This is a genomic window from Butyrivibrio sp. TB (assembly GCF_900110805.1).
Lineage (GTDB): Bacteria > Bacillota > Clostridia > Lachnospirales > Lachnospiraceae > Butyrivibrio > Butyrivibrio fibrisolvens_C.
The window spans coordinates 39,539-61,974 of record NZ_FOER01000023.1; the positions used below are offsets into that span (position 1 = coordinate 39,539).

21 protein-coding genes and 1 pseudogene are annotated in these 22,436 nt (G+C 40.6%); all 22 read left to right on the forward strand.

Translation table 11 applies throughout. From position 1 onward, the window contains the following. Nucleotides 1-117: 117 nt before the first annotated feature. Complete coding sequence (locus BMX21_RS14735; RefSeq protein ID WP_092045530.1) at nt 118-1,713, forward strand: peptide chain release factor 3; 1,596 nt, start codon at nt 118-120, stop codon at nt 1,711-1,713. Between the two features lie 100 nt (nt 1,714-1,813). Next, nucleotides 1,814-3,235: a transglutaminase domain-containing protein gene (locus tag BMX21_RS14740; protein WP_092045532.1), complete on the forward strand. Its 1,422-nt coding sequence runs from the start codon at nt 1,814-1,816 to the stop codon at nt 3,233-3,235. 137 nt (nt 3,236-3,372) lie between these two features. Then, a complete protein-coding gene (locus BMX21_RS14745) occupies nt 3,373-3,753 on the forward strand; it encodes an Asp23/Gls24 family envelope stress response protein (RefSeq protein ID WP_022757512.1) in 381 nt (126 codons plus the stop codon). 34 nt (nt 3,754-3,787) lie between these two features. Continuing rightward, nucleotides 3,788-4,219 (forward strand): transcription antitermination factor NusB, encoded by a 432-nt coding sequence (gene nusB / locus BMX21_RS14750; protein ID WP_022757513.1) that lies wholly within the window; start codon nt 3,788-3,790, stop codon nt 4,217-4,219. Between the two features lie 46 nt (nt 4,220-4,265). Next, the gene (gene xseA, locus BMX21_RS14755) at nt 4,266-5,429 is read left to right on the forward strand and encodes an exodeoxyribonuclease VII large subunit (protein WP_051199708.1); all 1,164 of its coding nucleotides are present in this window, start codon (nt 4,266-4,268) and stop codon (nt 5,427-5,429) included. 39 nt (nt 5,430-5,468) lie between these two features. Further along, nucleotides 5,469-5,747, forward strand: a complete 279-nt coding sequence (gene xseB / locus BMX21_RS14760) for an exodeoxyribonuclease VII small subunit (RefSeq protein WP_177174059.1) — start codon at nt 5,469-5,471, stop codon at nt 5,745-5,747. Between the two features lie 112 nt (nt 5,748-5,859). Next, a complete protein-coding gene (locus BMX21_RS14765) occupies nt 5,860-6,804 on the forward strand; it encodes a polyprenyl synthetase family protein (protein ID WP_022755053.1) in 945 nt (314 codons plus the stop codon). Nucleotides 6,805-6,832: 28 nt separating this feature from the next. Beyond that, complete coding sequence (gene dxs / locus BMX21_RS14770) at nt 6,833-8,698, forward strand: 1-deoxy-D-xylulose-5-phosphate synthase (RefSeq protein WP_027205297.1); 1,866 nt, start codon at nt 6,833-6,835, stop codon at nt 8,696-8,698. Then, nucleotides 8,698-9,594: a TlyA family RNA methyltransferase gene (locus BMX21_RS14775; protein WP_022757518.1), complete on the forward strand. Its 897-nt coding sequence runs from the start codon at nt 8,698-8,700 to the stop codon at nt 9,592-9,594. The genes dxs and BMX21_RS14775 overlap by 1 nt, the downstream gene beginning before the upstream one ends. Before the next feature lie 94 nt (nt 9,595-9,688). Then, complete coding sequence (locus BMX21_RS14780; RefSeq protein WP_092045536.1) at nt 9,689-10,546, forward strand: NAD(+)/NADH kinase; 858 nt, start codon at nt 9,689-9,691, stop codon at nt 10,544-10,546. A gap of 23 nt (nt 10,547-10,569) precedes the next feature. Then, the gene (locus tag BMX21_RS14785; protein ID WP_022755049.1) at nt 10,570-11,016 is read left to right on the forward strand and encodes an arginine repressor; all 447 of its coding nucleotides are present in this window, start codon (nt 10,570-10,572) and stop codon (nt 11,014-11,016) included. A gap of 43 nt (nt 11,017-11,059) precedes the next feature. After that, nucleotides 11,060-12,745 carry a DNA repair protein RecN gene (gene recN / locus BMX21_RS14790; protein WP_092045538.1) on the forward strand — a complete coding sequence of 562 codons (1,686 nt, stop codon included), beginning with the start codon at nt 11,060-11,062 and terminating at the stop codon, nt 12,743-12,745. Nucleotides 12,746-12,755: 10 nt separating this feature from the next. Next, a complete protein-coding gene (locus BMX21_RS14795) occupies nt 12,756-13,463 on the forward strand; it encodes a DUF1836 domain-containing protein (protein ID WP_022755047.1) in 708 nt (235 codons plus the stop codon). Nucleotides 13,464-13,469: 6 nt separating this feature from the next. Continuing rightward, the gene (locus tag BMX21_RS14800; RefSeq protein WP_092045540.1) at nt 13,470-16,058 is read left to right on the forward strand and encodes an ATP-dependent helicase; all 2,589 of its coding nucleotides are present in this window, start codon (nt 13,470-13,472) and stop codon (nt 16,056-16,058) included. A gap of 91 nt (nt 16,059-16,149) precedes the next feature. Further along, on the forward strand, nt 16,150-16,437 hold the full coding sequence (locus tag BMX21_RS14805; protein WP_022755045.1) for a hypothetical protein: 288 nt from the start codon (nt 16,150-16,152) through the stop codon (nt 16,435-16,437). 378 nt (nt 16,438-16,815) lie between these two features. Then, nucleotides 16,816-18,387, forward strand: a complete 1,572-nt coding sequence (locus BMX21_RS14810) for a class I SAM-dependent RNA methyltransferase (protein WP_092045542.1) — start codon at nt 16,816-16,818, stop codon at nt 18,385-18,387. 578 nt (nt 18,388-18,965) lie between these two features. Continuing rightward, nucleotides 18,966-19,328, forward strand: a complete 363-nt coding sequence (locus BMX21_RS14815) for a helix-turn-helix domain-containing protein (protein WP_027207030.1) — start codon at nt 18,966-18,968, stop codon at nt 19,326-19,328. Nucleotides 19,329-19,425: 97 nt separating this feature from the next. Next, nucleotides 19,426-20,415 carry an ORF6N domain-containing protein gene (locus tag BMX21_RS14820; protein ID WP_092045544.1) on the forward strand — a complete coding sequence of 330 codons (990 nt, stop codon included), beginning with the start codon at nt 19,426-19,428 and terminating at the stop codon, nt 20,413-20,415. 14 nt (nt 20,416-20,429) lie between these two features. Beyond that, the gene (locus BMX21_RS14825) at nt 20,430-20,609 is read left to right on the forward strand and encodes a resolvase (RefSeq protein WP_242952937.1); all 180 of its coding nucleotides are present in this window, start codon (nt 20,430-20,432) and stop codon (nt 20,607-20,609) included. Then, nucleotides 20,606-20,713, forward strand: a pseudogene (locus BMX21_RS20070) (ORF6N domain-containing protein); the annotation flags it as partial. The gene BMX21_RS14825 and the pseudogene BMX21_RS20070, both read left to right, overlap by 4 nt. A gap of 45 nt (nt 20,714-20,758) precedes the next feature. Further along, entirely contained in the window at nt 20,759-21,103 is a 345-nt protein-coding gene (locus BMX21_RS20075) for a hypothetical protein (RefSeq protein WP_242952938.1), read from the forward strand. 310 nt (nt 21,104-21,413) lie between these two features. Beyond that, entirely contained in the window at nt 21,414-22,352 is a 939-nt protein-coding gene (locus tag BMX21_RS14835; protein WP_092045550.1) for an alpha/beta hydrolase, read from the forward strand. Nucleotides 22,353-22,436 lie beyond the last annotated feature (84 nt).

Below are 22,436 nucleotides of genomic sequence, written 5' to 3' on the forward strand. Positions count from 1 at the left end.
TTTATTAGGCCCCGGCACAAAAGGGCTTAATTAGAGTTTTAAAAGATATGTGTAGATAAGCTACCGGATGATCAGTATCATCTATGTAGACTAGGATTAATAGAGGTTTATTTAACAATGAGTGATAAGAAGACAGCAGCAGAAATAGCAAAGCGCAGAACCTTTGCCATTATATCCCATCCTGATGCAGGTAAGACAACACTTACTGAGAAGTTTCTTCTCTATGGTGGAGTTATCAATCAGGCAGGTTCTGTTAAAGGTAAGGCAACTGCCAAGCATGCAGTTTCTGACTGGATGGAAATAGAAAAACAAAGAGGTATCTCAGTTACCTCATCAGCACTTCAGTTTAATTTTGAAGATCATTGTATCAATATTCTTGATACACCAGGACACCAGGATTTCTCTGAGGATACATATCGTACACTTATGGCTGCAGACTCTGCTGTCATGGTTATAGATGCAAGTAAGGGTGTTGAGGCACAGACCAAGAAGCTCTTTAAGGTTTGTACCATGAGACACATTCCGATATTCACATTCATCAACAAGCTTGACCGTGATGCCAAGGACACATTTGATCTGATGCAGGATATCGAAGATAACCTTGGAATAGAGACTTGCCCGGTTAACTGGCCTATCGGTTCAGGTAAGAACTTTAAGGGTATCTATGAAAGAAAAGAAAACAGGATAGTTACTTTCTCAGGTACAGAGAAGGGAACTAAAGAAGGAGAAGAGAACTTCATAGATTTTGATAATGAATCTGCTGTTCTTGATCAGATTGGTGAAGATGCTTATGAGAAGCTTCAGGAAGAAATGGAACTTCTCGATGGCGCAGGAGCTCAGTTTGACCTTGATGCAGTTCGTGCAGGACAGCTTACTCCTGTATTTTTTGGTTCAGCTCTTCAGAACTTTGGTGTGGAGATATTCCTTCACAACTTCCTGCAGATGGCTACACTTCCTACAGGTCGTGTGTCAGGTGATGAAGTTATCGATCCTGTAGAGCATGATTTTTCTGCATTTGTATTCAAGATTCAGGCCAACATGGATGCAAGACACCGTGACCGTATCGCATTCATGAGAATCTGTTCAGGAAGATATGATGCAGATAAGGAGATCAAGCACGTTCAGTCAGGACGTACATTCAGATTGTCTCAGCCACAGCAGCTTATGGCTGATGAAAGAAAGATCCTCTCTGAGGCATATGCAGGAGATATCATCGGTGTATTTGATCCGGGTATCTTCTCAATAGGTGATACTGTATGTATGCCAAAGGACAATGTTAAGTATGAAGGAATCCCGACCTTTGCGCCTGAACACTTTGCAAGAGTTCGTCAGGTTGATACCATGAAGCGTAAACAGTTCGTTAAAGGTATCCAGCAGATAGCTCAGGAAGGTGCGATCCAGATTTTCCAGGAGTTCAATACCGGACTTGAAGAGATTATCGTAGGTGTAGTTGGTATACTTCAGTTTGATGTTCTTAAGTTCCGCTTAAAGAATGAGTACAACGTTGATATCATTTTGGAGAATCTCCCTTATGAATATATAAGATGGGTAGATTCTGATACAGATATGTCTTCACTTGTTGGAACTTCTGACATGAAGAAGATTAAAGATATGAACGATCGTCCACTTCTTCTTTTCATTAATGAGTGGAGCGTTGATATGACTGTTAAGCGTAATGAGGGACTTGTGCTTTCAGAATTCCGTAAGAACTGATTTTGAGATTATATATTGATCACCAATGTCGGGCCATTAGCCACTAGCCTTGCTCTTGGCATGCGGTTGTGAGTTGATTCAAGATTAACGAGGTTGGGAGATGTCAAAACAAGGAAAAACAGTAACGAACGGATCTGGAAACTTTATATCATGCATAAAAACGTTGTTCATTGCTGCTGTCTGTCTATTCATAAGTGCATCGCTTACAGCATGCAGTCTGGATGACGCAGTAGATATTGCCGGTGAACTTGCAAGTGATATTGGTGAAGGCGCGCAGATTGCAGGCCGTGAGATAGAAGATATATATGAAGAACTTACGGATACAACTGCAAAAGAAGGCGCGACTTCCCCGGAACAAGACAGCAGTAGTGGTCATAACAGTACTTCGGACCTCTATGAAAGTATTATAGAAAGTACTGCAACAGGGGATTATCCTACAAGTCAGATGCAGGAAGATCTGGATGATATCGGACTATCTGAGGATAGAATCGGTGATATAAAGGCTGAGCAAGAAGGATATTATTATTTTGATCAGCTTAATAGTGATCAGCAAAGTCTTTATGCTCAGATATTACATATCATGTCTTGTCAGGCAGACGATATTTATGTAAGCACTACGGATATGGATGAAGTTGAGATTGTGCAGCAATGCGTTCTGAATGATCATCCTGAGATCTTTTATATAGACGGATATGTTATGAAAAGGTATATGGATCCTGATACGCAAGAGATCAAAGCTCTTACTTATGGCGGTAAATATACTCTTTCATCAGATCAGATATCTGAAAGAGAGGATGAGCTTGCATATGCTGCTGATATCATAATAGAGGGGATGCCTGATACATCAGATGAGTACGAGATCGTCAAGTATTTCTATGATTACATCGTACTTAATACGCAGTACAGGATAGGATCAGAGGATAACCAGAACATCTGTTCTGTACTATTGAATAAAGAAAGCGTTTGTCAAGGCTATGCCAAGACATTACAATACCTTCTTCAAAAGGTTGGGATCACCTGTGAGATGGTATCAGGAACAGTTGATAATGGTCAAACAACGTCCACACATGCATGGGATATTGTAAAGATAGATGGAAACTGGTATTATGTTGATCCTACCTGGGGAGATTCTTCTTTTTCAGGTTCTGTAGCGAGTGACACAGAAGTGGTCAATTATGCATATTTATGCGTTACTACACAAGAGCTTTCTGCAACCCATAAGATAAATGAGATTGTCCAAATGCCTGTGTGCACAGCAACTAAAGACAACTATTTTGTCAAAGAGAATGCGCTTTTTGACAGCATCGACACAGCAAAACTGAGCAGTCTTTTTACACAGGCTATATCAGATGGCAGTAGTAGTGTGACATTTAAGTGCACTGACGCTGATACGTTCAATGAGATGAAGACATATCTTTTTGCAAGTGACACAGGAAAAGTATTTAATTACCTTCCGGCGATGTCTACAAGAGCAGTATATCTTGCTCAGGATGCGACACTTACATTTATTATATGGCTTTAAAGCCCTTAAATGCGCCTTCTTTGCAAAATGCATAAAAACAGTTATAATCATTATTGATTATATTTTTATAATCTATGATTCTAAAAATACAGAAATATAGCTAATTTAGTATTATTCTATTTGAAAGGGAGATTGTTATGGAAAAGACAACTGATAACAGCTCTTTTAATTTGAGAGAGAATTCAGATATCGGAAGTGTTAAGATCGCAAATGACGTTATTGGGATGATAGCAGCACTTGCTGCTATGGAGATAGATGGAGTTTCCGGAATGCCGGGTAATATTACATCTGAGTCACTTCAAAAGAGTGGTAAGAAGCTCACTAAGGGCGTAAGAGTACAGCTTAGCGGTAAGAATGTAGCTGTTGACCTTGCTCTTTTAATGGGATATGGTTTTAACATCCCTGCAACAAGCCAGAAGGTTCAGACTCGTGTTAAGAGCACGGTTGAGAACATGACAGGCTTAAACGTTACAGATGTTAACGTACACATTTCAGGTATTACCGTAGCTGAAGCGTAAGTTTTGTAGTTGAACATTGAAAAGGAAATAGTTTATGAAAAGAAGTGAAGAAAGAGAGCAGGTATTTAAGCTCCTGTTTCGTGTAGAATTTAATCCTATAGAGGAGATGGCAGAGCAGGAACAGCTCTTCTCAGAGGATCTCCCTGAATCAGAAGACCTTTTTATGAATTCTGATGCTAAGAGATTAGCAGAAAAAGATGCAGATAAGATCAGAGATAAATATGAGAAGATCGCTGCAAAACTGCCACAGATTGACGAGATGATCAATGAGAAGACACTTGGCTGGGATACAGAACGTATGGCCAAGGTTGATCTTACTATCATCCGCCTTGCGGTATATGAGATTAAATTTGATGAAGACATACCTACAGGAGTAGCTATTAACGAGGCAGTTGAACTTGCCAAGAAGTTTGGTCAGGATGGATCTGCTTCATTCGTTAACGGAGTATTGGCTAAATTTGCTTAAGAATAATGTTTATACCGTAGCACAGGTAAATTCATATATTAAGGGAATGTTTAACCAGGACTTCCTTCTTAGGAAGCTCACGGTTAAGGGCGAAGTCAGCAATTGCAAGTATCATTCTTCGGGTCATATCTATTTCACTTTAAAGGATCCGTCAGGAACTCTTAATTGTGTTATGTTTCGTGGAAACAGAAACGGTCTTAAGTTTCAGATGACAGAGGGCCAGCAGGTGCAGGTAACCGGAAGCTGTGACGTATATGTCAAAGGCGGAAGTTACCAGCTCTATGCTACAAATATAGAGCCTGACGGAACCGGACAGCTGTATGAGAAGTATGAACAGCTGAAGAAGAAGTTGGAAGAACTTGGAATGTTCTCACCTGAGTACAAGCAAGAGATTCCAAAATACATACGTACACTTGGAGTTGTGACTGCTCCCACAGGAGCTGCAGTGCGTGATATCATCAGCATTACCAGAAGGCGCAACCCCTACGTGCAGATTATTCTCTACCCTGCGATCGTGCAGGGAGTTGATGCTCCTGCCAGTATAGTCAGAGGGTTGCAGGTTCTTGCAAGCACTGATGTTGATGTGATAATAGTTGGACGAGGCGGAGGATCTATCGAAGATCTGTGGGCTTTTAACGATGAGTCTGTTGCACAGGCTATATTTGATTGCCCGATTCCCATCATATCTGCAGTTGGACATGAAACAGATACAACAATAGCTGATTATGTAGCAGACCTTAGGGCACCAACCCCGTCAGCAGCTGCAGAACTGGCTGTGTATGAGTATCAAAGGTTTATGTCAGATATAGAGGATTATAGGAATATCCTTTACGGACAGCTGGATGCGACGCTAAGTTCATATAAGCATGAGCTGAAAGTAAGACAGAGTATGCTAAGAGCGTATTCTCCATGGGCCAGAATAAGGGACAGGAGGATGAGGCAGGCTGATTATGTTGATACTTTAAATCTGTTATGGAAACAGCAGCTTTTGAAAAAAAAGAATATGCTGGATATCCGAATTGAGAAGATGAAGGGATTGTCTCCGCTTGATAAGCTGAAAAGCGGTTTTTCATATGTGGAAGATGAAAATGGCAACAACATAAAAAGCGTAAGTCAGACTGCTCCGGGCAAGGATATTAAAGTCAAAGTCACAGATGGAACTATATATGCCAAAACTATATCAACTGATACACATAGTATGTTTTCTTAAAATAATCCATATTCAAGAATGCATAGAATGAGGTGGGAGATGCCTGCAGCAAAGAAAACTAAACCAAACACAGCCAAAGATGAATTAAATATAGAAAACCTTGAAAATATAAGCATAGAAGAAGCTTTTAAAAGAGTTGATGACGTTATTTCTGCAATGCAGGAAGATGATATTACATTGGAAGACTCTTTTCGAAGATACAAGGAAGGAATGGATCTTCTAAAGACAGCTGGAAGTCTGATCGACAAGGTTGAGAAAGATGCACTCAAGATATCTGAAGACGGAGACCTTGAGATTTTTGAAGATGATGAAGAATAAAGAGATTATGACCATGTAGGGTCATAACTTTGGACCTAAAAACCAGATCTAGAGATAAAGAGTGAATTATAAATAATTTACTTAAGATGTAAAGGCAATAATGGAGGAAAATATGTCAGATCCCGATGAAACTTTTGAAATTAAGCGTCAGGAGAGAATTGAAGCGGCAGAGCATATTATAACAAGCTATTTGCCAAGAGAAGAAGGTCGTCAGAAAACAGTCATTGAAGCCATGAATTACAGTGTTCTTGCCGGTGGCAAGAGACTAAGACCTGTTCTTATGCGCGAAGCATATTTTATGTTCGGTGGAAGAAATGAGATGATCATTGGACCTTTCATGGCTGCACTTGAGATGATACATACATACTCTCTTGTGCATGATGATCTTCCGGCGCTTGACAATGATGAATTCAGACGTGGAAAAAAGACAACACATGCTGTTTATGGCCCCGGTATAGCAACTATCGCCGGAGATGGTCTTTTGAATTTTGCTTTTGAGACAGCCCTTCAGGCTGCTCAGGAGTGCAAAGATCTTCCGGAGTATGATGGAAGTGTATCAAGCCGTATGCTGGCAGCGCTTACTGTTCTTGCTGAAAAAGCGGGAATATATGGCATGATCGGCGGTCAGTGTGCGGATATTGAGGCTGAGAATAGACAAGATGTGACACCTGACGATCTTCTCTTCATACATGAGAACAAGACAGGAGCACTTATTGAGAGTGCGCTTATGATCGGTGCTATCCTTGCAGGTGCAAGCGCAAGTGATGTTCATAAGATGGAGCAGATAGGTCAGAATGTCGGTGTTGCCTTCCAGATTCAGGACGATATACTTGATGTTATCGGAGACCAGGACAAGCTTGGTAAGCCGATAGGTTCTGATGAGAAGAATGACAAGACAACCTATGTCACATTTTATGGACTTGATAAATCAAAAGAGGAAGTAGCTAGACTTTCTGATGAAGCTCTTGAACTTTTAAGAGAGCTTGAAAGCCAGGAAGGTCATGAAGATATTTTCCTGGAAGAGCTTATTACCTGGCTCATTCACAGAGATAACTAATAAAGCTGCGTGAAAGAAAATGGATAAAATTATACTTGATAAAATAAATAAGACCGGAGATGTAAAAAATATACCTGAGAACGAACTGCCTATGCTTTCACAGGAAATACGTGATTTCCTTGTCCAAAAGCTCAGTGTTACAGGTGGTCATCTTGCATCAAATCTTGGAACTGTGGAGCTTACTATCGCTCTTCACAGAAGCCTTAATCTACCTGAAGATAAGATCGTATGGGACGTAGGACACCAGTGCTATACCCATAAGATACTTACAGGAAGAAAGAATGATTTTGATAACCTTCGTAAGTTCGGAGGTATAAGCGGTTTCCCTAAAAAGTCTGAGTCTGATACAGACTGCTTTGATACAGGACACAGCTCAAACTCTATTTCTGCCGGCCTTGGAATGGTCAAAGCAAGAGACCTTAGAGGAGAAGACTATACAGTTGTATCTGTGATAGGTGACGGAGCACTCACTGGCGGTATGGCTTATGAGGCTCTTAATAATGCTGCCAAGCTTGAGACTAACTTTATAATCATCCTCAATGATAACAACATGTCTATATCCGAAAGTATCGGAGGTATGTCCAAATATCTGGGACATATACGTACTATGGACGGATATCTCAACCTCAAGGCTGATGTATACAAGCAGCTCTCGGGTCAGACACGAGTTATCGAGAAGATCCGCCACGTCAAGAATAACTTCAAGCAGTTCTTCGTGCCAGGTATGCTCTTTGAAAACCTTGGTATTACTTATCTGGGCCCTATAGATGGCCATAATGAAGCTCTTCTTGAACATGAACTTCAGGAAGCCAAGAAGGTTAAGAAAGCAGTTATGCTCCATGTTATTACCAAGAAAGGCAAGGGCTATGAGCCTGCAGAAAAGCATCCTTCAAGATTCCACGGAGCAGAGCCTTTTAATATAGAAAATGGTATCCCTGCGCACCACAGAAAGGTTGCAGCATATCAGGATATATTCTCTACAGTTATGTGGAAACTTGGTGAGCGTGATCCAAGGGTATGTGCTATCACAGCTGCTATGGCTGATGGAACAGGACTAAAAAGGTTCAGGAACAAGTTCCCTGACAGGTTCTTTGATGTGGGAATCTCTGAAGAGCATGCTGTAACATTTGCAGCAGGACTTGCAGAAGGTGGCATGAGACCTGTTTTTGCAGTATATTCCACTTTCCTTCAAAGAGCTTATGACCAGATCATAGAAGATGTATGTCTTCAGAATCTACCTGTAGTTCTGGCGATAGACAGAGCAGGACTTGTTGGCTCTGACGGCGAGACTCATCAGGGAATATTCGATCTTTCATATCTATCAAGTATGCCAAACATGCATATCATGGCGCCTAAGAACAAGTGGGAGCTGTCCGATATGCTGAAGTTTGCAGTTAATTTTGACGGACCTATAGCGATAAGATATCCAAGAGGAGAGGCTTATGCAGGTCTTGTTGACTGGAGAGCGCCTATTGAGATGGGCAAGGCTGAGCCAATATTTGAAGAAGGAGGAGTACTCCTTCTCGCAGTAGGAAGCATGGTTAAGACAGCAGTAATGGTGCGCGAGATCCTTGCCGCTCAGGGAATAGCCTGCTCTCTTACCAATGCCCGATTTGTAAAGCCTATTGACGAAGAGTATATCCTCTCAGTAGCTGATAAGCATCCTCTTATCGTGACCATGGAAGAGAATGTTCTCTCAGGCGGATTTGGCGAAAAGGTAAGAAGTCTTCTTGGTGAAAAAGGTTGTAATACCAAGATCATGAATATAGGTATTCCTGATCAGTTTGTAACACACGGAAGCCCTGATACTCTTATGGCAATGCTTGGAATTGATGAGAAGTCTATAGCACAGAAGATCAAAGCAGAGCTTGACAGGATGGAGGACAAGAGATAATGCCTAAAACCAGATTAGATGTACTTTTGGTTGAAAGAGGGCTTGTAACGTCTAGAGAAAAGGCCAAAGCTTTGATCATGGCAGGAGATGTTTTTGTCAATGGTCAAAGAGAAGATAAACCGGGAACTTCCTTTCAGGAAGACAAGATAAAAAATATCGAAGTAAAGGGCGCTACGATTCCGTTTGTGAGTCGTGGAGGCCTTAAGCTTGATAAAGCTGTAAAGACATTTGAACTTGATTTTACAGGCTTTACATGCATGGATATAGGAGCTTCTACAGGAGGCTTTACCGATTGTATGCTTCAAAATGGAGCATCTAAGGTATATTCCGTAGATGTAGGTCATGGACAGCTTGATTGGAAGCTTAGAAGCGACGAAAGAGTCGTATGCATGGAGAAGACTAACTTTAGATATCTGACCAGAGACCAGATTGATGATGATATAGACTTTGCTTCATGCGATGTATCTTTTATCTCACTTACAAGGATACTGGTGCCTGCCAGAAAGCTTCTCAAGGACGGCGCTCAGATGGTGGTACTTATAAAACCACAGTTTGAGGCAGGTCGTGACAAGGTTGGCAAAAAAGGTGTCGTAAGAGATAAAAAGGTCCACGAAGAGGTTATAAACAGAATAGTTGACTTTGCAGATGCTGTAGGTTTTAAGATACTTCATCTTGACTATTCGCCAATAAGAGGCCCTGAAGGCAACATAGAATACCTTCTTCATCTTCAAAAAGATGCTTCCAGAAATGAAGAAGTATCGCTTTACGACGAGGCTACAGCCCTTAAGAAGTTTGGCACTATAGAAGACGAAGGCACGGGAATATCTAAGACATCACAGTACGTAACACTAATACATAATGCTGTAGAAGCAGCGCATGGGGAGCTGGAAGTTTGAAAGTGTTTCACTTTCGAACCCAAATTGGTGTAGTATACCCCACCAATTTAAAACAATAACAACTCGCCTTGCTCGTGACATGAGGTTAAGTTTAATGAATCACTTTTTGATTTTTACTAATAAAAGCAAGGACAAGGATCTGGAATTAACACACAAGGTTAAGGATTTTCTGGAAGCTCATGGCAAGGTGTGTCATATAGCTCAGTTTGAAGAACCGGGCAACAAAATCTTAAGACCGGATGCGGTAATGTTCAAAACACAGGTGCCGCCTGATACTGAGTGTTGTATAGTCCTTGGCGGCGACGGAACGATGCTTCAGGCTGCAGTTAATGTCAGAGATATGGACATTCCGCTTCTTGGAATCAATCTCGGGACTATGGGATATCTCACCGAAATTGATAAAAATCATATAAATGAAGCCCTTCAGAGGCTTATAAGTGATGACTATGTTATCGAAGAGCGAATGCTTCTGTCAGGTACTAAGATAACAGGTGAGAGAAAAGAATTTACAGCACTTAATGATATTGTTATCGCAAGAAAGGCTGCAGTTCAGATCATCAAGCTTGTGGTATATGTTGATAACAGGCTTCTTACTACCTATCTTGCAGACGGTGTTATTATATCAACACCTACCGGCTCTACCGGCTATAATATGTCAGCAGGAGGTCCGCTAGTAGCACCGCAGTCCAATACAATAGTGATCACTCCGATATGTCCTCATTCACTTACTAACAGAAGTATAGTACTTCCTGCAACCGAGACAGTAACAATAGAGCTTGGTGCAGGCAAGGCTGACAGAATACAGGAAGCCGAAGCCAGCATAGATGGTCATTATGGAACGTCTATATCAACAGGTGACAGGATAGAGATAAGGAAAGCCGCCAAGACATCCAAGATCTTAAGAATGAATCAGGTAAGCTTTGTTGAAATATTAAATCAGAAGCTTTTATAAAATAACCTTAGACAGGGGGGAACATGAAAAAAAACAGACACAGTAAAATAATAGAACTAATCGAGAATAATGAAGTAGAGACTCAGGAACAGCTTGCAGACCTTCTTAAAAAGGACGGATATGACGTAACTCAGGCTACAGTATCCAGAGATATAAGAGAACTGCGCCTTACTAAGGTTCAGACCGGTGATGGACGCCAGAAGTATCGTGTTATGGATCACAATGATGAAGAACTCCAGGACAAGTATATCAAAGTCCTTCAGAGCGGATTTGTATCTATGGACAAGGCTGGCAATATGCTGGTACTTAGAACCGTATCAGGTATGGCAATGGCAGTTGCAGCAGCACTGGATGCTCTGCATCTTTCACAGATAATAGGCTGCATTGCAGGTGATGATACTATCTTTGCTGCAATCAGAACAGAAGAGGATGTACAGGAAGTTATGGACAGAATCAGAGAGATGCTCTGATATCTGACACATGAAGCGCTTATAGAAGCTTTTGGGGGAATAAATGCTATATTCATTACATGTCAAAGATCTTGCACTTATCAAAGAGCAGGAAATAGAATTTGGAGAAGGGCTCAATGTACTTACAGGTGAGACAGGAGCCGGAAAGTCGGTTCTTATCGGATCTGTTAACCTTGCATTGGGGAGTAAGGCAGACAAGGATCTTATAAGAACAGGTGCAGATTATGCACTTGTAGAGCTGACTTTTTTTGTTGATAACGAGATAACCAAGTCAAGGATCAAAGAGATGGATCTTCCTATAGAAGAGGATGGAACTGTGATCCTGAGTCGTAAGATAATGGACGGCCGTAGTATCTGTAAGGTCGGAGGAGAGAATGTCACAGTTCGCCAGCTTCGCCTGCTTGGCGAACTTCTTATCAATATTCATGGTCAGAATGATAATCAGACCCTTCTTCAGAATAAAAAACATCTTGAAATACTGGATAGCTTTGCCGGTGACAAAGTTCTAGAACATAAGAAAAAGTTAAAAGAAGTCTGGAGCCTGCATGAAAAGATAAAAGCAAAACTTGAAGAAACTGACATAGATGAAGCTACCAGAAAACGTGAGCAGGATCTTGCTATGTTCGAACTTGAAGAGATCCAGGGAGCTGATCTTAAGGAAGGCGAGGATGAAGAGCTTGAAACAAGATATCGTCGTATGGCCAATAGCCTTAAGATTACAGAGGCTGCAGGAGAAGCAAGGCAGCTTCTTTTTGGAGAAGAAGGAGAGAGTGCATCAGACGCAATCTCCGGTGCACTTCAAAGGCTTATAGCTGTAAGTGCATATGATGAGAGCGTCAAAGAAGTTACAGATCAGCTTGGAGATATAGATAATCTCATGACAGACCTTGGACACAGCCTGTCAGCTTATCTGTCGGATCTTGAATTTGACGACGAAGAATTTAAAAATACAGAAGACAGACTGGACCTTATCAATCATCTGAAGGATAAATATGGTAATAGTATAGGCGATATCTTAAAGTATGCTGATGAAAAGCAAAAGCAGCTTGATATCCTATCTAATCTTGAAGAAGAAAGAGCAAGGCTTCAAAAAGAACTTGGAGATTGCCTTGAAGAAGCCAAAAAGATCTGTGGGAAGATATCCGAAATCAGAAAAAAGAATGCCAGGGAACTTGCAAGCCAGATGAAGCAGGCTCTTATAGATCTCAATTTCCTTGATGTACAGTTTAGAATAGATGTTATTCCGGATGAAGAGCATATTACATCATCAGGATATGATGAAGTTGTATTTATGATATCTACTAATCCGGGTGAACAGTTAAGACCACTTTCTGAGATAGCAAGTGGCGGTGAACTATCAAGAATCATGCTGGCACTTAAGACAGTATTTGCAGATCAGGATGATATAGCTTCTCTTATATTCGATGAGATAGATACCGGTATTAGCGGTGTTACAGCCTGGAAGGTTTCTGAGAAGCTTGGAAAGCTTGCGGCAAGCCATCAGATAATATGCATCACGCATCTTCCTCAGATTGCAGCGATGTATGACAGACACTTCCTGATCAAAAAGGGTCTGTCTGACAGCCGTACTATCACAAGTATCAGCAGGCTTTCAGATGATGAGAGCATTGACGAACTCGGCCGCATGCTCGGCGCCGGAGAAGTAACGGATGCTGTAAGACAGAATGCAAGAGAGATGAGAAATAAGGCACTTAAAACTAAGGTATGAAAGGACACCCATGACAATTAATACAGATGATCTGATCAACAGCATAATTGAAAGCCTTGACCGTATAGAAAATGTACAGCTTTCGGATATCCCGAATATGGATCTGTATATGGATCAGCTTACCACTTTTATGGATGAAAGGCTTCATAAGACTACCCGATATCCCGGTGAAGACAAGATCCTTACCAAGACCATGATCAATAATTATGCCAAGAATGATCTGCTTCCCCCTCCCATAAGGAAGAAGTATTCCAAGGATCATCTGATTCTTTTGATATTTATATACTATTTCAAAACAGTTCTTTCAATAAGTGATGTTCAGACGCTCCTTGATCCTCTTAAGAAGAGATTTCATATAAGTGATACAGATGGTCTGACATTGTCTGAGATCTATCAGACAATATTTGATATTGAGGAAAAAGAGGTTGATCCGTTAAAGGAAGACCTTTTGAAAAAGGCAGATATAGCCAACAGCCTATTTGAAGATGCAGAAGACGCAGATAAGGATGAGATGAAGCTCTTTGCTTTCTTAAGTCTCCTTGCCTACGATGTATATGTCAAAAAGCTGATAATAGAAAAAGTGATTGACGGAATTGATGAGAAATCCGGCAAGAACAAATCCAAAGAACAGTTAAAAGAAGAAAAACGTGCTGCAAAGGAAGCGGCAAAAGCCAAGAAGGCAGCTGCCAAAGCGGCTTTAAAGAAAGGAAAGGAATAAACTCTCTTGAGTATTTACGATACACTTAACGTTGAACAAAAAAAAGCAGTACTTCAGACTGAAGGCCCTGTCCTGATATTGGCAGGTGCCGGATCAGGTAAGACAAGAGTACTGACACACAGAGTTGCTTACCTTATAGATGAATGCGGAGTCAATCCATGGAATATCATGGCTATTACTTTCACCAACAAGGCAGCAGGAGAGATGCGCGAGCGTGTTGACAAGATAGTAGGATTTGGTTCAGAGAGTATCTGGGTCACAACCTTCCATTCTACCTGTGTAAGGATCCTTAGAAGATATGCAGACAGACTTGGATATTCCAATAACTTCACGATCTATGACAGTGATGACTCTAAGTCTGTGCTAAAAAATATAGTCAAGCAGTACAATCTTGAAACAAGAGACTTAAAGCTTAGACAGATTCAGAACACGATCTCGAAATGTAAGGACAATCTTGTAACAGCTAACTCATATACACTTTCAAGCGGTAATGATTTCCAGAAGCAGAAGATCGCAAAAGCTTATCAGGAGTACCAGATATCTCTGAAGAAGAATAATGCGATGGATTTCGATGATCTTATCATGAATACCGTCATTCTTTTTCGTGAGAATAAAGATGTACTTGAAAACTATCAGGAACGATTCAAGTATATTATGGTCGATGAGTATCAGGATACCAACAATGCCCAGTTTGAGCTTATAAGACTCCTTGCAGACAGGTACAAGAATCTGTGCGTTGTAGGTGATGATGACCAGTCAATCTATCGTTTTAGAGGCGCCAACATCAGGAATATTCTTGATTTTGAAAAGAACTATCCGGATGCAACAGTAATAAAGCTCGAGCAGAACTACCGCTCTACTCAGAACATCCTTGATGCTGCCAATACAGTTATCAAACATAACAGAAGCAGAAAAGAAAAGGCGCTTTGGACTGATGATGGTGAAGGCTCTAAAGTGAGATTCTGTGAGTTTGAACAGGCACCTGAAGAAGCCAATTTTATTGCTGATGACATCTCTAATAAAAAGAGACAGGGCAAGCTCTCCTACTCTGAGACTGCAGTTCTGTACAGAACCAATGCCCAGTCAAGACTTATAGAAGAGCGATTTGTAATGTATGGTATCCCTTACAATGTTGTAGGCGGTACCAACTTCTATGCAAGACGAGAGATCAAGGACCTTCTGGCATACCTTAAGACAATCGATAATGGAAGCGATGAGCTTGCAGTCCGTCGTATCATCAATATTCCAAAGAGAGGAATAGGTGCTACAACTCTTAATAAGATTGCTGATTATGCAGGCACACATGATATGAATTTCTACGATGCCATCGCTCATGCAAACGAGTTCATCACAGGTAAGACTGTAGACAAGCTCCATGACTTTGATCTTATGATCAAGGCATTCAGGGCCAAGCAGAAGATGATGAGTCTTGAAGAACTCATACATGATGTAATAGATGTCACTGACTTCGAGGAATACCTTAAGAGCCTTGAAGAAGATGATGAGAACAATGGAAGCCAGGACAATGACAGAAGGCAGAATGTTCAGGAACTTATAGGTAAAGTCATATCCTATGAGGAGAAGGCTGATGAGCCTACTTTGTCAGGATTCCTTGAAGACGTAGCTCTTGTAGCAGATATAGATAATGTTGCAGAAGGTGATGAGAGAGTCCTTCTTATGACCCTTCACTCTGCAAAGGGACTTGAATTTGAGCATGTATACCTTGCCGGACTTGAAGAGGGTACGTTCCCAAGTTATATGACTATCAATGCAGAAGATTCCGATCCTATGGCTATGGAAGAAGAAAGACGTCTTGCCTATGTCGGAATCACAAGAGCCAAAAAAGAGCTGACTATATCCTGTGCTCATAGACGTATGGTCAGGGGATCATTTGAATCTCTTGCTGTCAGCAGATTTGTAGATGAGATACCTGAGAGACTTCTGGACAGGTCAGGATCGAGCGTGATGCCTTCATTCCTCTTTGAAGGCGGCGATACAATAGAAGATGATGATGACTACGACTATGATGCTGATGCATATATGCCAAGTTCTAGAGGTAATAATACCCGCAGGACCTTTGGCAACTCCAGTGGATATTCGGGTTCATCATATACTAGAGCTGATTATGCAGACAGATCTTATGGTCACAAGAATTTCAGCTCAGGAAGTGCTTATAACAGCGCTGCCAATACCAGTTCAAGGCTTGGCGGATTCAAGAGTAATGCCAATGACAGATCTTCTGAGAAAATAGATCATGTTCCCGGCAGCAGTATATACGGCCCTGTAGGTAAGCCCAAGGCGACTATCGGCAGAAAGCCTGCGGCAAGAACACCTGTCTCCAAGCCCTTTATAGCAGGAGCTGCCTCATCTCATAAGAGCGCCGGCAAGGGAAGCCTTAACGGTATCTCTAAAGGCCTTCAGAAGCCTTCAGCACTTGATTATAAAGAAGGCGACAGAGTAAGCCATATCAAGTACGGCGTAGGCGTAGTCAAGAAGATCGAAGATGGAGCCCGTGATTATAAGGTTACGGTTGAGTTTGATGATGCAGGGCAGAAGATAATGTTTGCAGCCTTTGCAAAATTAAAAAAGCTTTAAAGAATAGGAACAAGCACGTAACTTTATGGTACAATATAACATAGTAGGTCCTTTGCAATACTATATAATGTTATTATGAAAGGGGTCGCATATGGATAGACTTGATGAAGTATTGGAACTTAAAAAGCTCAATGAACTATTAGGACACAAGGAAGAAAAGGAAGACAAGTTTCCAAAGACTATTCTCTGGATTCTTGCACTTATAGGTGTTATTGCTGCTGTGGCTGCAATAGCATATTGTGTATATCGTTATCTGACACCTGTTTATGATGACGATTTTGATGATGATTGGGACGATGATTATGATTTTGATGATGATCTTGACCCGATCGCTGTAAAGGCAGCAGCTAAGGCCGCTAATGAGGCTAGCAATGTATAAGGCGCTTCAACACGAGTGTTGAAACGCTAGACGGCGATATCTTCGATGTCGACGTCCAAAAAGATGCAGAGCATTCAGTGTTGGCGGCATCTTCGATGTCGACGTCCGATGCGGAGCATTCGGTGTTAGCGATGTCGGCGTCCAATAACAGAAATATTGACGGGAGCAGTGAGCCCTGGGGGGCGGCTGCTCCCGTTTTTGGGGAATGGCGCTGTTGGTTAAAGTGCATTGACAGTAATGCTGATTGCTAATGTATATTAATAAGATAAACACGGTTAAAGATGCGGATTGTTAATGTATACTGATAAGATAGATATGTTTTTACGCTAAGAGTGTGGACAATACGCTTAGTAATAAGTTTGTAATTGGAGATTTATAATGAGAAAAAGGCAGATAATAGAAGGAACAGTTATAAGACGCGACTTCCCTAACAAGGGAATTGTCAGTGATCTTATAAAAGTATCAGCTGATGATGCAGTTGAAAATGAGAAGATGGAGGGTAACTGTGTTATCAAAAATACCCTTCCCGGGCAGCGCGTTCGAGGCATTGTAACTAAGAGCGGCAAGAACAGACTTGAAGCAAGGCTCTTAGAAGTATTAGAAGAAGCTCCTGATGCTATCGAAAGTCCATGTCCGCATTTTGGCATATGCGGAAGCTGCCATTATCTGTCAATGACATATGAGCAGGAACTTGCTCTTAAAGAAGAGCAAGTCAAAAAGCTATTATCCGATGCCTTCAAAAAACAGGAGACAGAGCCTGTATGGGATGGCATCAAGAAAAGCCCTATACGATTTGAATACAGGAACAAGATGGAATTTTCCTTCGGTGATGAAGTCAAGGACGGCCCACTTTCTCTTGGTATGCACAAAAGAGGAAGCATGCATGATATAGTGACTGTTAAGGGATGCCAGATCATTGATGCTGATTACAGGAAGATACTGACATGCGTTCTTGATTATTTTGCAAGCATGTACACACCTCTTTCAAACAATGAAGTTTGTGAAAAGAATATATCTGATGATAACAGTGATGTTGTAGAAAAGAATGATTTAACAACAAATAATATAGTAAGTCAAAAGTATGATCAGAAGATTATTACTGGAAAAGAAACCGTTACTTTTTATCATACAATGCAGAAGAAAGGATACCTCCGTCACCTTCTGGTACGTAAGGCAAGAAAGACAGGCCAGATCCTTGTAGATCTTATAACTACAACTCAAGAAGAGCATGACCTTAATCCTCTTAAAGATGCACTTCTTTCACTTGACCTTGATGGTGAGATAGTAGGCTTTCTTCATACCAAAAATGACAGCCTCTCAGATGCTGTAGTAGATCAGGGCACAGATATTATCTATGGTCAGGACCATTTTACAGAAGAACTTCTGGGTCTTAAATTCGATATAACTCCGTTCTCCTTCTTCCAGACCAATTCGCTTTCTGCAGAGGTACTCTATGATACAGTAAGAGATTATGTCAGAGAAGGAATGAAAGAACAGGGCAGAGACAAGGCACATATCCTGTATGACCTCTATTGCGGAACAGGTACTATATCTCAGCTTATGTCTCCTGTTGCCGATAAAGTCATAGGCGTAGAGATAATCGAAGAGGCCGTAGAAGCTGCCAAGATTAATGCAAAGCGCAATAACGTTGATAACTGCGAGTTCATAGCAGGTGACGTACTCAAAGTGCTCGATGAGATCGAAGAAAAACCTGACTACATAATACTTGATCCTCCCCGCGATGGAATACATCCTAAAGCTCTAAGGAAGATCATAGACTACGGCGTAGACCGTATGGTATATGTATCCTGTAAGCCTACAAGCCTTCAAAGAGATCTTGTAGAGCTCCAGGCAGCAGGCTACCGCATAGAACGCGCCTGCGCTGTAAATCAGTTTCCTTGCACTGTGCATGTTGAAACCATCGTCTTACTCACTAAGACAAACGCATAACCATACAGGTTTGATTGAAATTGTTGACTTTTCTAGAAAGTATATTATGATTTTTATCTGAGATTATTCTAGTTATCGCGGCTGGTTAATCCAGCCGCGTATCTATTCCACACAATGGCTTGTGATGCCGTTGTGATCGGATTATTTCCAAGATTTTTGGATGATGTTTGCTTTTTGGTTGTTGGGATTTGCAGTTTAAGGCTTTTCAACAGGCTGAAATTAGTGGCTATTCCTGTTGGAATTGCTGATTTGTTAGATTTCAACAGTGAATAATTGCGGTTGCTACCTGTTGGAAATAGTGAGTTGCCTGATTCCAACAGTGATGAATAGCAGCTTACACTCTTGCAAACTTTATCGGAAATATGATAGCGAAATACGCGGATGAAATTGATTTTGATTCATTACCTGATCCAGATATCTATCTTCAAAAAAAGGTATATATATGAATCGTATAAGGCGTATATGAAATTCTGCAATAAGAAAACGAAGTAGAACATTGAAGGATAGCATGAGGTGTGATACAATTGATTCACTAATATGAATGTTACATAGGTGAATGATAAAGCGAGGTATCACTCATGATTATCAGCGAAAGAATTATAAAGGTTTTGAAAGAACGCAATATGACTCAGGCGGAGTTTGCAAAGCAGGTAGGTATTTCGACCAGTACCATAAGCGAATGGAAAAAGAGAAAGACCAATCCTACTGTAGAAAAGATAATGGACATCTGTAATGTTTTGCAAATTACTCCGGAGCAACTTCTTACCGGTAAAGGAATTGAGGATGAAGAGGAAATTGCTGCAGCAAGTCCAGAAAGTAAATTCACTCCGGGGGATGTTCAGATGATTGAAGATTATCATAATCTCAAGGAAGAACAGCAGAAGCGTCTTATGGCTTATATGGAAGCACTGAAGAAGATAGAGAGCCTTGAGGATATGTGAAAATGTTTAAAGTTGCAAAAGCGACTTTATCCATTTCCGTGAAGTCGCTTTTTGCGACTTCATGATTTGTTGGTAAAAGTAAAGGAAGACAGTGTTTATGGATAATACAACAGGAGTGCTCACAGTTGAGTTCATTAGAAACTGCGTATATACGATTCGCGGACAGCAGGTGATGCTCGATAGTGATTTAGCTGATATTTATGGTTATGAGCTTAAAGCTATGAATCAGCAGGTGAAAAGAAATATTGAGCGATTCCCGGAAGATTTTATGTTTCAATTGACAAAAGAGGAGTTTGAAAACTTGAAGTCACAATTTGTGACTTCAAGTTGGGGCGGAATTAGAAAGATGCCGTATGTATTCACAGAACAAGGTATATATATGCTGGCAACGGTACTTAAGGGAAGCTTGGCTACACAACAAAGCATTTTTATCATGCGCGCTTTTAAGGAAATGCGTCACTATATCCGTCAGAATCAGCAGTTTGTAACTCAGTCCGAAATGAGCATGGTTACTGCTAAGGTTTCAGAATTATCTGTGCAAATGGCAGGAGCAATTGATTATCAGAAGAAAACGGATAAGGCAATTGAAGATATTCAGAAGAGTATTGATACCCTGAATGAAAATTTTGTTTCGGATAAGGATTTTAAGAATTTTATAATCTATAAAGGGCAGAAGTTTGAAGCTGATGCGGCTTACATAGATATCTATCAGCAGGCAGCAAAATCAATTTATGTTGTTGACGATTATATGAATACAAAATCATTGCAGTTATTATCACAGAAGAATCCAGGCGTGGAAGTAATCCTTTTTACGGAGAATGGGCATGGCAAGAGAGGATTTCTAACGACATCTGTGGTTAATGATTTTATAAAACAGTACCCACCGCTTCGGATTAAACCAAATCCGGATTGTCATGATAGACTTATTGTTCTCGATTATGGATTGCCAACAGAGCAGGCATTCCATTGCGGAGCGTCCAGCAAAGATGCGGGGAAAAAGCTTTGTGCCATTAACAAGGTGGAATCAGTAAATATGGTTAGACCGGTTATTGATGGTCTATTAAAGCTTCCAGACAAAAATATTTAGAGGAGTTGGTTAGATTGGCTAAAGAAAAAGTGAACGGCCAATGGCTTAAGTCCATTGAATTCAAGCTTCCTATCATCTCAAAAGATATGAAGATTAGTTTGGACAATGGTTCGCAAATCGAGACTGTAGTGTTGCTGACAAAGACTGAACACACTTATATGGATATGAAACCAAGAACTTTAACCGCCAGGTGAAGAATAATGCTAAAAAATTTGAGGGTGACGAGTTTATGTTTCGCCTTACAAAAACAGAATTTGATGAAATTTTGAGGTGCAAAAATTTCACCTCAAGTTGGGGCGGCTCGCGCTATATCCCTTATGCATTTACAGAGCAAGGATTATATATGCTGATGACTGTTTTAAGAGGTGACCTTGCAATTAAGCAAAGTAGAGACCTAGTACGAACCTTCAAAAAAATGAAGGATTATATTTTAGGCAATCAGAACCTGATTGGACAGCGTGAGGTTATGCAGCTTTCAATACAGACCATGGAGAATGCAACCGAGATTTCTAATCTTCGCATGAATATTGGCTCTGTTGAAAAACAAATGTCAGATGTAATGGAACAGCTTGAGGATGTAGTTACTAAGTCAGAATTGGCGGACATGATGAATGGCTTTGCCAATAACGAGGACAATGGCTGGCTTATGTTTAATACCAAGTATTGTAGAGGATTTTGGAATAGATAAGTACAAACCTATGATAAAGCAGTTGTTGCAAAATAGTGCATTACAACTGACCTAAGAGGGGGGATAGTGAAGAAACAACAGAAATGTTATATCTAAATGAAGTATAAAGCATTGTAATAGCATGAAGGCTAAAAATTTTACATGGATTTTACATAACCATGTCCATACATTTAGTTGTTGGATCATAAGAATTGTATAAAACCAGTATTTACGGCGGTTTACAGTCTATAGACGATTGTAAGCCGCTTATTTCTTGGATATAATTAAACGGACTACGAAGGTATGATCGGAGAAAGATGAGGAATATACTATGAAAAAAGCTAAATACCAATTGGATAAAGATTTGAAATTTCTTGAAAATCAAGCTCTTTTCCCATGTATATATGTGTATCCTTTAGTAAATCTCTTTATAGGAATGATAAACTGTAAATCAGATGAGAATGTCTCTGTACGTAAAGTCAAAACCCCCGGATACAATGGTCAAAAGCTTACAACGCTTATTATTGAGCCAAGAGATTCGGCCGGTTCAGATGATAAACTTCCTTGCATAGTTTTTTATCATGGTGGGGGGATCTTACTAAAAGCGGTACAGAGCCATTATCAGTTTGCAAAATGGTATGCTGCTAAGGCAAAGTGCAAAGTTGTCATGCCGGATTATAGGCTGATGCCCAAATATAGATTCCCGGTTGCAACCATGGACTGCTACAAGACCTACGAATGGGTGCTTGATAATGCAGATATGCTGGGGATTGATAAGGATAAGATCATTATGACCGGAGACAGCGCCGGAGCGACACTTGTGGGCGAAGTGTTTTTTATGTTAAAAGATAATAAGCTGACATTGCCAATAGGAACTCTGATGGTATATCCAGCCCTTGATAGGCGCGTGAATACTCAGTCTATGCGCAAATTCGTTGATACACCAGTACTTAATTCAAGGATCTCGAAGATGTTCTGGGATGAATATTTAAAAGGAGCTGTTCCTGAAAAAAAGGAGTATGCATCACCTTTAGAAGCCCAGTCATTTGACCAATTCCCAAGAACTTATATAGAAGTTGCTGAGTTCGACAGCCTTCATGATGATGGAGTTCTTCTTGCAGATAGGTTAAGAGAAGAAAAAATTCCGGTAGAATTTCATGAAGTGAAAGGTTCTTGCCATGGCTACGAAGTGGCACTTGGTAGTAGAATTGTAAAGAATGCGCTAGATAGACGTATACGCTGGATTCAGGCAGTCTTGGAAGAGCATTAAGTTTTAGTATAGTTGGAGGAAAGATTGAGGAAATGATAAAAGCATTACTTACTATGGATGATCTTGCCAGCAGGAACACACCTG